Origin of the sequence: Marinobacterium sp. YM272 (assembly GCF_050908845.1) — a bacterium.
Taxonomy (GTDB): domain Bacteria; phylum Pseudomonadota; class Gammaproteobacteria; order Pseudomonadales; family Balneatricaceae; genus Marinobacterium_D.
The window spans coordinates 1643678-1655015 of record NZ_CP194171.1 but is presented as its reverse complement, the minus strand read 5'-3'; the positions used below and the strand labels follow the sequence as shown (position 1 = coordinate 1655015).

At 58.6% G+C, this 11338-nt stretch carries 9 protein-coding genes; 2 read left to right on the top strand and 7 right to left on the bottom strand.

The window, feature by feature from the left end:
* Window positions 1–331: 331 nt before the first annotated feature.
* The 5 genes from ACQUQP_RS07565 to ACQUQP_RS07545 form a co-directional block, all read right to left on the bottom strand.
* Complete coding sequence (locus ACQUQP_RS07565; RefSeq protein WP_432698191.1) at window positions 332–2296, bottom strand: DEAD/DEAH box helicase; 1965 nt, start codon at window positions 2294–2296, stop codon at window positions 332–334.
* 36 nt (window positions 2297–2332) lie between these two features.
* Window positions 2333–3121 carry a SapC family protein gene (locus ACQUQP_RS07560; RefSeq protein WP_432698190.1) on the bottom strand — a complete coding sequence of 263 codons (789 nt, stop codon included), beginning with the start codon at window positions 3119–3121 and terminating at the stop codon, window positions 2333–2335.
* Between the two features lie 57 nt (window positions 3122–3178).
* Window positions 3179–5332: an efflux RND transporter periplasmic adaptor subunit gene (locus ACQUQP_RS07555; protein WP_432698189.1), complete on the bottom strand. Its 2154-nt coding sequence runs from the start codon at window positions 5330–5332 to the stop codon at window positions 3179–3181.
* Window positions 5333–5349: 17 nt separating this feature from the next.
* Window positions 5350–7215 (bottom strand): HlyD family efflux transporter periplasmic adaptor subunit, encoded by a 1866-nt coding sequence (locus ACQUQP_RS07550; RefSeq protein ID WP_432698188.1) that lies wholly within the window; start codon window positions 7213–7215, stop codon window positions 5350–5352.
* A 257-nt stretch (window positions 7216–7472) separates the two neighbouring features.
* Window positions 7473–8396: a LysR family transcriptional regulator gene (locus ACQUQP_RS07545; RefSeq protein ID WP_432698187.1), complete on the bottom strand. Its 924-nt coding sequence runs from the start codon at window positions 8394–8396 to the stop codon at window positions 7473–7475.
* 123 nt (window positions 8397–8519) lie between these two features.
* Here ACQUQP_RS07545 and ACQUQP_RS07540 point away from each other — a divergent pair, with 123 nt between their 5' ends.
* Both ACQUQP_RS07540 and ACQUQP_RS07535 read left to right on the top strand, forming a co-directional pair.
* A complete protein-coding gene (locus tag ACQUQP_RS07540) occupies window positions 8520–9221 on the top strand; it encodes a CoA transferase subunit A (RefSeq protein ID WP_432698186.1) in 702 nt (233 codons plus the stop codon).
* 44 nt (window positions 9222–9265) lie between these two features.
* The gene (locus ACQUQP_RS07535; protein ID WP_432698185.1) at window positions 9266–9922 is read left to right on the top strand and encodes a CoA transferase subunit B; all 657 of its coding nucleotides are present in this window, start codon (window positions 9266–9268) and stop codon (window positions 9920–9922) included.
* A gap of 425 nt (window positions 9923–10347) precedes the next feature.
* On the opposite strand, the gene ACQUQP_RS07530 is transcribed toward ACQUQP_RS07535, so the two are convergent.
* Together ACQUQP_RS07530 and ACQUQP_RS07525 are read right to left on the bottom strand one after the other, a co-directional pair.
* Window positions 10348–10602, bottom strand: coding sequence for a CG2 omega domain protein (locus ACQUQP_RS07530; protein ID WP_432698184.1), 255 nt, complete (start codon window positions 10600–10602; stop codon window positions 10348–10350).
* Window positions 10603–10706: 104 nt separating this feature from the next.
* Window positions 10707–11315 (bottom strand): TetR/AcrR family transcriptional regulator, encoded by a 609-nt coding sequence (locus ACQUQP_RS07525; RefSeq protein ID WP_432698183.1) that lies wholly within the window; start codon window positions 11313–11315, stop codon window positions 10707–10709.
* Between the last annotated feature and the right edge of the window lie 23 nt (window positions 11316–11338).

Below are 11338 nucleotides of genomic sequence, written 5' to 3'. Positions count from 1 at the left end.
TACATCCCCCAACCCTTTACGGGTTTTATTGTCGATTCGGTGTCATGCCCCTCCTACTACCTGAGCAACTACGCAACACTGAACAATCCATTGAATACCGACGGAAGGGCCTGAATTCCGAATATCGATTTAATAAAAGGCCCTGCACCGTTTAAAGAAATTCCTAGGCTGGCAGACTAGACCAGCTGACTGTAAATTTCCTGCACAACCAAACGCTTGTATGAAGCAGATCACAGATGCTGTTTCATAGGTGTACCTCTTAGGTAACAAACGCAGTACACACACAAAACAAATGGCTATCTTCTGACGAGAAAAGTGATACCTATTGGCATCATTCGACCCCGCCCGCGAATGCAAGCAGGTTGACCAATTTATGATCCTGACGCAGAAGGTCCCGTCTGGTGCGGGAATGCGAGGCTTCCGCGCGTTTTTGTGCCTTGCGAAGCAATCTCAGGCGCACGGCGTCGGATGAGGAGAGACTGGCGAGCGAACTGGAAAAACTTTCATGGAACAATTCGAGGATAGCGTCTTCCATCGACAGTATGGCCTCACAACTGCCTGGCTGCCCCCGGCGGGCACAACGCCCCTCAAGTTGCCGGTCGATACGGGCCGAATCATGGCGTTCAGTCAGGATCACATGCAGCCCGCCACGCTCAATAACCGTTTCGGGTAATGCGATATCCACACCCCGTCCTGCCATATTGGTCGCTACGGTAATCCGCCCTGCCCCGCCTGCCTGGGCAATCAATTCGGCCTCCATGGCATCGTTTTCCGCATTGAGAACGGCGTGTTCAAGTCCCATCTGAGTGAGACATTCGCTGACCGCCTGCGAGGCGATAACTGAACGCGTCCCGATCAGCACCGGTCTCCCGGCTTGGCTTTCCTCGCGCGCGCGTTCAGTGATCTGCTGCCACTTGGCTTCCTCTGAATCAACGACACGCGCGGGTAATCTGAGCATCAGCGAACGGGTATTTGGCGGGATGCGCACCACCGGCAGGCCATACACATGCCAGAGTTCACTGCGTACCTCTCGTGCGGTACCTGTCATACCGGATAGTTTCAGGTAACGACGGAAGAAACGCTGATAGGTTATCCGCGCCATAACCTCGTTACGCGGCGTCACCTCCACCGCTTCTTTCACTTCGATCAGCTGATGCAGACCATCGGACCAGGAGCGATCCGGTTGAATACGCCCCGTATACTCATCGACGATCTGCACCTTGCCTTCAAGCACCAGGTAGTGATCCCCGCGTTTGAACAGGTAGAGCGCCGACAACGCCTGACGTACCGACTCTTCGCGCCGGATCCGGCTCTCCCAGATCCCCCCGAGTTCGTCGGTCAGTTCTTCGAGATATTCCTGCCCCTTCCGGGTCAGTTCGATACGACGTTCGGTGGCGCGCAGCCGGTAATGAACATCTTCGTCAAGCGCCTCGGCCAGCTGCAGAGCGGTGCCGGCCCAGGCTTTTTCCGCCTCGACATCGCTCTGACGGGAGATAATCAGTGGGGTTTTGGCTTCATCGACCAGTACGCTATCGGCTTCATCGACGATGGCGAAATGCAGGCCCCGCATCACCAGCCGGGATTCCGGCGCCTCTTCGCCAAGCAGGTTGCGGATGCGTCGCCTCATATCACTGGGTTTGCCCGCCAGGGTGACCCGGTCACGCAGATAGTCGAATACCAGCTCTTTGTTGGAGCAGTAAACGATCTCCGTCGCATAGGCCTTGCGCCGCGCCGCCGGCTCCATACCGCCCTTGATAACGGCAACCCGTATGCCCAACGCGGCGTACAGCGGCGCAAGATTCTCGGCATCTCGCTCGGCGAGATAGTCGTTTACGGTCACCACATGCACCGGTATGCCCGCCATCGCCGCCGTAGCAGCAGCGAGAGAGGCGGTCAGGGTTTTACCTTCACCGGTATCCATTTCAGCCAGATGGCCGCCCAACATCGCCAGGCCACCCAGCAGCTGTACATCATGATGTCGCAAGCCAAGGTGGCGCCTGCACAGCTCACGGATGAGCGCAAAGGCCCTGTACCTGGCGCGGGAACGCACGCCATCGCGGCGCAAGCTCATTCTGACACTCTCGACTTCCCGGGCCAGCCCGGCTTCGTCGAGAGGTTCGAATTCCGGCTCAAAAGCGTTAATACGAGCCAGGGCGGAGCGCATACGCGCCCCGTAGGTCAGGCTCCAGAACCTGACCGGCAGGGATGCCACCGCCGTAGACAGGCGCTCCTCCCAGCCGTCGGTACGATCATCCCGTTCCGCACTGTACGAGAGACGTACCTCCGGCAGGAGCATTGACTGAGGAGCCCTGGCTGTCACGGTGAGTGCTCGTTACTGCACAGTTTCAGTGGATCCTGCGGCTTCGTCGGTCAGCACCGGCGCGTTGCTGTCTTCCGCCGGCTTGGTTGCCATCAGACCCACCATATCGTTGAAATGACGCAGCGAGTAAAGGTGCATGAAGGTGCACTCCAGCTCGTCGGTCTTCATCATTTTGGCCAGGTCTTCCTGACCGATCTCTTTCAACTTCTCGCGATTCACCACCTGAAAACCGGACAGCGAGCGTTTTTCACCCTCGGCCAGGTTGAACTGCGCCTGCATCGGCTGCAGCAGATCCAGCTCTTTCAGGCGTTTGCAGTAGGCCTGGGTACGCTGGAAATGGGCCTGGTACTCCTGCAGGAAGTTGAGCACATTTTTCAGGTACTGGGTCTGGGTGCCATCGGAATCGAACAGACGCTCACCACGACCATCCCGGTTGGCCCCTTCAAATCCTTCATCGATATTGAGGATGAACTGCTTGCCCGAGGGATCGCTGGAGAAAACAAACGGGTAACGTCGCACAAAGGCGGGGATATATTTGCCTTTCCATAGGCCGTCGTCACCGACGAAGAGGTTTTCGTTTTCCCGTGCTCCAAGAATCACTGCCGGCATCACGGACTCTTCGTTGCCTGCGAAAACGATCGGGTACTCGGCTGCCGCCAGCGAAAACTCCACGGCAGTCAGCGGTACAGAGTTCACCTCTTTGGAGAATGCGTAGGAGTTACCGGTCTTGACCGACAGGTCACCGTGTTTCTCCTGACTAACGGGTACGGCAGTGTTATAGAACAGCAGTTGTGTAGCCATGGTTACTCTCCTTTCCTTGTTTTAAGCCCGCCCCTTCTGGAGTGCGGTCTTGCTCTTTCACACGCTGAAATAGCGCAGGAATACCTGCATCATCCCGCGGTAAAGGCGCGCCGCTACCGGCTCGCTACCGTGAGAAAATCTGACATAGACACGGTCCCCGTAGGTGGCCACATCCGGTGCATCTGTCAATCTCAGATCCAGTCGCAACAGGCTTTCCAGCGCCTGTATCCGTCCGGGACCGGCAGCCGGGTCCAGCGGGATTTCACCGCCCCCCTCCGTCGCCAGCACCAGGCTCGGCAACTCCGTGGACAGGGCTGGTTCATCGCGGACGATCCGGGCGCTGTATTCTGTCTGCGGCGATGCCGCGAAGCGCACACTCAGGCCCTGGGTGTTGCGTCGTACCTGGTCGGCACTGTTTTCATTCACCACCACCCGTATCATCGGGTCCTGGAAACTGGCCACGTAGGCCAGAGGATCACCGCGGCGGATGAAACGACCGATCAGGTCTTTGTATTCGGGCAGAATGAGATACCCCTGCTCACCGCTTCTGACGATCAACTCTTTGGCCCTGACCCTGGCCGCATCCAGGTTAGCCCGCGCCTGTTTCAGCTCCTCGCTGACCACCCTGGCGGCAGCCTGGTCCACCTGTTGCTCGGCCTGTAAGCGTAGTTCAAGTTCCGCAATACGCGCCTCCAGCATCGCCAGCTGGGCGGCGTGTAAAGGATCATCCAGTCGGATCAAGGGGGTTCCGGGTTGAACCTCTTCGCCGGGCTCGACCAGCAGCTCGACCACCACGCCATCCGCGCCGGCATTCACAGCGGACTGCGGATTCGTCGCCACGTAGCCCTGAGCCAGGGTGTTGTAGGGCACAGGGATGAAAAACAGCACTGCGACGATCAGCATCAACACCGCGGCGGTCATACCCAGGGCCCTGCCCCGATGCCGCCGCAGTGCAGGACTGGTCAACAGGTACCAACCCTGCTTGAGCAGCGGCAACACCAGCATCAGGAATACCGCCCAGATCGCCAGCGCCACCCCGACCGCGTACAACTCCATCGACACCAGCAGCACAATAATGGCGAAGGTAATGAAGAGCCGGTACAGGAAGGAGGAGATCGAGTAGGTCAGAAACCAGAAGCCTTCTCGCGGGGCGGTCACCGGCGATTCGGCATGGGACAGGCCAAAGGCGTAGCGCTGTATCAGATACCCTAGGTAGCGGTTGCCACGGGGCGCCAGGTTGGGGATTTCCAGCAGGTCGCAAAGTACATAGTAACCGTCGAACTTCAGTAGCGGGTTACCGTTAAACAGCAGCGTCGACACGCCGCCTATTAACATGACGTTAAAGGCAAAGGCCCGAACTATGCCCTCTTCCGCCGATACCCAGACCACCATGGCCAGGGCGGCCAGAAAAATCTCGGTCAGTATGCCGGCGCCCGCCACCAGTGCTCGCTGCCACTTGCTGTGAAAAGCGATACTGTCGGAGGCATCCACGTAGGGCACCGGCATAAATACCAGGAACATCAGGCCGATTTCATGGACATCGCCGCCCCAGCGCTTGATGACATAGGCATGCCCCAGTTCATGCAGCGCCTTGGTGCAGGGGTAGGCGATCAGCAGTAGCAGCAGGTTTTCCGTCGCCAGTACCCGGTCAAACACGTTGGCGGTCAACTCATCCCAGTGCAGCGCGGTCAGCGTACCAGCGTAAGCCAGTACAGCGAAAAACAGCAGCGCACCGAACCAGGAGATAAACGGGCGCACCAGTGGCAGGGTCGCGTTGAGGAAGTCGTCCGGATCAAACACCGGCAGGCGCAGCGCCAGCGGATTGAGCACGCTGCGGATCATTTTCTGCCGCTTCATTTTACGACTACGGTCGGACAGTTCGACAATATCGGGCGGTACGTCGCCATAGAGAACATCAGCAGAATAGAGCTTGCCGAGCAGGCCGATCATTTCATCCTGGGTGATCGCATCCGCATCAAGCCGCTCACACACCAGCTCCCAGATCTCTTCCACACTGCGGCTGCCGTCCATCAGGGAGATCACCTGATAGACCTCGGGGGTAAAGCGGTGGAAGCGCCCGGAGGTACGATCCTGGAGGACATACCAGAGCCCACCGCGAAAATGATGCCGGTAGATATTGGCGTGCGAGCGTAACCGCGGTTTGAACTGGGCAACCCTGTACCAGGAGGCGCTATACCAGGAACGCTGCATCTACCTTCGCCCCCGCCTCATGGCAACCAGCGCCAGAGCGCCAGCCGTATCCAGTTGAGGGTTTTCTCGCCCCAGATGCGAATCAGCAAGCGCCGGTCGATATCCGTCCGGGCGACGCCTTCCATACCGGGGCGAAGATCGCTATTGCCCGCATCCAGCAGGGCTTCCACGCGGAAGAAGTTACGTCCCTCTCCCTGGGTCGCCATCGGGGTGACACGTTCGATACTGTAGGGCAGCTCGGTCTCCGGCATCGCCGAGACACGCAGAATGCCGCGCTGATCCGGCGCGATATTCTGCACATCGCGCTCGTCCACCTCCAGCACCACGCGGTAGGAATCCAGCGGCGCGACCTGGAACAGCTCCTCGCCCCGTTCCAGCGATGCACCCACGGACTGGGTCAGATCCCCACTCACCACCACACCATCGAATGGCGCCAGGATACGGGTTCTGGCCAGCTGCTCTTCGACCAGCGCGAGCTGGGCACGGGCCTGTTCAATCTGGGCACGGATAATATTGGACTCGGCGCGATTACGTTCGGCAAGCGCCCGGTCATACTCCGCCTGGCTCTGTCGTTCCGCGGTGATCAGGCGCAAACGCTCAAGTGTCAGCTCGCGGTCATCCAGCACCGCGAGCACCTGACCGTTCTCCACAAGATCACCGGCCCGGGCATATTGCGCCGCCAGATACCCCCCGAACGGCGCCACCAACGTGCGCTGCACCGTGCCCTGCACCAGTGCCGGTGCCGATACCGAGTAGTCATCCTTGGCAACAGAGAAAAAGAGCACCAGCGCGACAACGACCAGGGTTGCCAGCTTGCGGCCAAAATAGCCGGGACCCAGAAGCCGTTTCAGTTGCGTGACAATGCTGAGATATATCTTTACCGGCAGAGCGCGGTCGTTGGCGCGCCGGTCATCGAGAATAGGGCCTACGACGGCGGCGACCGCATCGCACACCTCCACTTCACCGGGGGTAAAGTTTTCGCCACGGCTACGCTCGAATGTCAGCGCGCCGATGAGATCGCCGTGGGCCTGGAGCGGCAGGGTGAGAACCGCCCCGGCCTTGCGGCTTTCGGCGAGTTCTTCATGGGCACGGGTGACGCGGTACTCCCACTCTTCGGGGGCCGGGTAGAGAATCACTGCGTTTTGATCTATCGCCTCGTCCATGGCTACGCCGATATCCCGTACCAGGCTCATCCGCTTGCCAAAACCGGCGCTGAGAGACAGTGCCTTGACGCGACAACGGCGGTGACGCACAAAGCCAACGCTGACGGTATCGCAATCCAGGCGGCTGGCCAGATCACCCACCAGTGCGTTGCAGGCCTCATCAAAACGGGAATGTTCAAGCAGGGTGGCAAGGGTATCAAAGGCGGTGGCACTGCGTTCACGGAGCTCGGCATCCAGTTCACCCTGCTCCCGCAGCGTCAGCACTTCGATCCAGCCGGCGCCCCACTGCAGACGACGAAACAGGTCGATGGTCTGCAGCGACTGATCCGCTACCTGCACGGCGACTACACCGTATAAGCGGCCCTGCACCGTCAGCGGCTGCGCCAATATGCGCTCGCTGCTGCCTTCCGCCAGCACAACACCGCGGCGCTGTTTAACAGCCTGTTGCGCGGCGTCCAGCATATCCGGGTTTTCAGATCCGGTATCCGGCCAGATAGCAACGGGGGAGAAAGGACCGATCTCAGGCTCGCCCATGAGGAGCGCACCGCTAACCTCGGCGCCCAGCTGGCGACACTGCAATGCCAACCAGACAGCCAGATAGGATTGGGCGCTGTCTGCATCACGAAAGCGGGACCATAGGGCCTGATCAAGCATGCCATAGCCGGCCCGGCCCGACTGCCGAAACTCTTCCTGAGGCTGATCAGCCGGCGTCTGCGTCAATACATTCACCTCCTGTGTTACTGACTAGTCCAAAGTGTGCATCTACCTGAGAGTAGTCTGTCGCAATGACAATTCAACAAGTTCACACAAAAAGCGAAACAGCTGACGAAATAGAAGACAAATAGCGACATTTTTCACGAAAATCGATCACCGAACTGCAAACAAACAACGACACTAAAGTGCCCACCACCCTCGATGCGGATGCGACTTGTTTGCCATTGTCTACTCAACGCCTGAAGAGTCTCAGGCAACTCCTGTCACAGCGTCGAAGAGAACGCTGATCGTTCGGCAGCGGTTCCGTCCTGAAACCGCTGCACCATCACCTCAACAAAGGCCTGGGCCGCTGCCGAGAGCCGGTCACGCCGGCGGGTGACGATGCCCACACGCCGGGCCACCCGGGGTTCGGTCAACTCCAGGCAACTGGCGCCCAGCTCCTCCATCTGCTGCCGGCACAGCTTGGGTACAGCACCCACACCGAGCCCGGTAACCACCATTCTGCCCACCGTCACCAGTTGGTGGGCTTCATAGGCCACATTCAGGCTCAGCCCCCTGTCTGCGAGCCGGTGCTCGATCAGGGAGCGCAGCCGTGATGGCCGCTGCAGGGTGATAAACTCGGACTTGAGCAGTTCGCCCCAGGCTATGCAGCCAGCTCCAGCGTAGGGGTGATCTGCGGGAAGCACGGCAATAAACTCATCCTCAAACAGCGGCTGAAACCTCAGATCCTCGCTGCTGCCGGGATCGAAAGTAATACCCACCTCGATCCGATGTTCGCGCACCATATCGACGACTCGTTCGGCGATCACATCGTGTACCTCGACGTTGACCCCAGGATAGTAATCACGATACGCCAGCAGCCCCGGCGGCAGCAGAGAAGCCGCAAAGGAGGGCATCGCCGCGATGGCCACCTTGCCCCGCTGCAGGGTAAAACGCTGATGCAGCTCCTCCTCCAGGTTGTCCCAGTCGGCCAGCAGGCGTTCGCCACGTTCAGCCAGCGCCTCCCCTTCCGGCGTCAGCGCGACACTGCGGGTGGTCCGCGTCAGCAGCGGCCCGCCCAGGCTCTGTTCCAGTTTTTTGATCGCAAGGCTCAGCGCCGGCTGCGACAGATGCACCAGTTCGCTTGCCTCGGCGAAGTTCAGGGTCCGCGCCACCGCCAGAAATGCCCGCAGCTGTTTGACCGTCATCGTCCGTACCTCTGGCTAATTAATAATTTTTTAAAATCAATAAAAATAAAAAACAAAATTAATTTATCAATCTTTCTACTGCAATCTACTCCTCACAACAACAAAAGACCTGGAGGAGACTCAATGGCTGGTTTCGACAAGGTGGTGAGCTGCTACGAAGAAGCGATGGCAGGGCTCGATAACGGCATGACACTGATCGCCGGTGGCTTTGGACTTTGCGGCATACCGGAAAACCTGATTGCCCAGATCAAACGGATGCGCGTGCGCGATCTGACGGTGGTTTCCAATAACTGCGGCGTCGACGGTTTCGGCCTCGGCATCCTTCTGGAAGATCACCAGATCCGCAAGATGATCGCCTCCTACGTGGGCGAAAACGCCCTGTTCGAGAAGCAGCTGCTCGAGGGCGAGCTTGAGGTTGAGCTGACGCCCCAGGGCACCCTGGCCGAGAAGATTCGCGCCGGCGGCGCCGGTATCCCGGCGTTTTATACCGCCACCGGTTACGGCACGCCGATCGGTGAAGGCAAGGAGGTGCGCGAGTTTAACGGCCGCCCGCATATCCTTGAGGAGTCGATCCGCGGCGACTTTGCCATCGTCAAAGGCTGGAAGGCAGACCGCTACGGCAACGTGGTATACCGCCACACGGCGCAGAACTTCAACCCGATGGTGGCCACCGCAGGCAAAATCACCGTGGTTGAAGTAGAGGAGATCGTCGAGCCGGGCGAACTGAGCCCCAGCGAGATCCACACCCCCGGCATCTATGTGGACCGCGTAATCCAGGGCAGCTTCGAGAAGCGCATCGAGAAACGCACCCTGCGCACTGCCTGATCCTTTTACCGAATAATAATTCTCTCAGGAACATGGAGGCCCCTATGGCTCTTTCCCGTGAACAGATGGCTATGCGCGTGGCGCGCGAACTTCAGGATGGTTTCTACGTGAATCTCGGCATCGGTATCCCGACACTGGTGGCCAACTACGTCCCCGAGGGGATGGAGGTGATGCTGCAGTCCGAGAACGGGCTTCTCGGTATGGGCGCCTTTCCCACCGAGGAGGAAGTGGATGCCGATATGATCAATGCCGGCAAACAGACCGTGACGACGATCCCCGGCGCATCGATTTTCTCTTCCGCCGAATCCTTCGCCATGATCCGTGGCGGTCATGTGGACCTGACCGTGCTCGGCGCGTTCGAGGTGGATGTGAGCGGCAATATCGCCTCGTGGATGATTCCCGGCAAGCTGGTCAAAGGCATGGGCGGCGCCATGGACCTGGTCGCCGGCGCGGACAATATCATCGTCACCATGACCCACGCGTCGAAAAGCGGCGAGTCGAAACTGCTGGAGAGCTGCTCCCTGCCGCTGACCGGCGCCGGTTGCATCAAAAAGATACTGACCGATCTGGCCTGGCTGGAGATCGAAGACGGCGCCTTTATCCTGCGGGAGCGGGCGCCCGGCGTCAGTATCGAAGAGATCCAGGAGAAAACCGCAGGACGGTTAATCGTCCCCGATCATGTGCCGGAGATGCGTTTCTAACAGCGGAATATCGGCAAACCGGCAGTTTCCAATACCCGGTGGGAGCCTTCCCGACCGGGTATTTGTTGTGCCGAAGATCCGGGCGATGAGGCAGACCGTCCATCCGCATCGCAGATACAACCCATCATCACTAAGGATTACCCAAAGCTTCGAACCTTGTCTAATCTGAACGGGTGCGGTGGTTCTGTAGCCAACTGCTTTTGGCTCGTGTCGAGGGAAGTCCGGTTACAAGTTACAAGCTGTCGGACACCCCCTCTTTGAAAACAACCGGTGAAGGTGAGCTCGCATACTGAGCGATATCACGAGGTCCTGGCGACCTGCAGCCGGTTCTTTTTTTCTGCTGAAAACGACCGCGTAAACCCTCCCCTGGAGAGTAGCTCCGCGTAAAGCAAAAGGGCCCTGATGAAAAGAGCCCTGCACCTGCATTACTTCTTGTGTTTCTTGTCCTTGTCGTGGCCCTGACCCGGGTTGTCATCACCATGCACGCTACGGTTCTCATGGTCCCCCTTGTCAAACTTGCCCGAGCTACAGTCGTCCGACTTCACCTGGACGTTATCACCTTCAAGCTTGATGCAGTCTTTGCTGATCTCCATCTTGTCGGTGGAGATAGTGATCTCGGCCTGAGCAACGGAAAGCGGAAGAAGTGTCACAGCAGCGATTAACAGTACTTTGTTTTTCATAACGGGCCTGCTTCCTGATAAATGAATCAACTCAAATACTACTACTTTTCTGGTGACAGAATAGCGATTCCCATTGACCCCGGTCCAGCACAGCGGACCTGCCGTTAACCTGCGCGACCAGAAAACGAAAATGCTGTCTCCAATACCGCACGCTCTATCTCCTCCTTGCCCACACCTTCAACCATGTAGGGCTTGAGCATCTCGGCATGACGCAGGTGAGCATAGCCATAGAGCGTCGACCACATCGCCACCATCTGCTGCTTGAGCAGGCTTTCATCATCGATGCTCAGCAGGCTTCTCACCAGTCCACTGACGCGGCTATACACCGCCTCCACGGCATCACCAAGCTCACTGCCCGGCAATGCCTGCGCCATCAGGTGCGTATCGAACATCAGCCGGAACAGCTGCGGGTAGCCCTCGGCAAACTCAAGAAATGCCTGCCCCACTCCGCTCAGGGTAAGGTTGCCATCGGTACTGTTTTCCAGCGGTTCAAGCACTGTTCCCATCAGGTTGAAGCCCTTGGCCGCCACTGCCGTCAGCAGCGCATCTCTGTCCGGGAAATGCCGGTAAGGCGCGCCCCGGGATACATTCAGCGTCGTCGCCAGCTCACGCAGCGACAGCGCATCCTGCCCCTGGGCCACCACCAGATCAAAAGCGCTATCGATCAGCGCCTGACGCAGGTTTCCGTGATGGTAGGTATCGGTTTTTTTCATACTTATTCGTTTGACCAGCTGAA

What these genes read in the sequence shown, in the direction of transcription:
- ACQUQP_RS07530 (WP_432698184.1), bottom strand. Translation starts at nt 10,602, where the DNA reads ATGAAAAACAAAGTACTGTTAATCGCTGCTGTGACACTTCTTCCGCTT.
- ACQUQP_RS07560 (WP_432698190.1), bottom strand. Translation starts at nt 3,121, where the DNA reads ATGGCTACACAACTGCTGTTCTATAACACTGCCGTACCCGTTAGTCAG.
- ACQUQP_RS07565 (WP_432698191.1), bottom strand. Translation starts at nt 2,296, where the DNA reads ATGCTCCTGCCGGAGGTACGTCTCTCGTACAGTGCGGAACGGGATGAT.
- ACQUQP_RS07535 (WP_432698185.1), top strand. Translation starts at nt 9,266, where the DNA reads ATGGCTCTTTCCCGTGAACAGATGGCTATGCGCGTGGCGCGCGAACTT.
- ACQUQP_RS07545 (WP_432698187.1), bottom strand. Translation starts at nt 8,396, where the DNA reads ATGACGGTCAAACAGCTGCGGGCATTTCTGGCGGTGGCGCGGACCCTG.
- ACQUQP_RS07525 (WP_432698183.1), bottom strand. Translation starts at nt 11,315, where the DNA reads ATGAAAAAAACCGATACCTACCATCACGGAAACCTGCGTCAGGCGCTG.
- ACQUQP_RS07555 (WP_432698189.1), bottom strand. Translation starts at nt 5,332, where the DNA reads ATGCAGCGTTCCTGGTATAGCGCCTCCTGGTACAGGGTTGCCCAGTTC.
- ACQUQP_RS07540 (WP_432698186.1), top strand. Translation starts at nt 8,520, where the DNA reads ATGGCTGGTTTCGACAAGGTGGTGAGCTGCTACGAAGAAGCGATGGCA.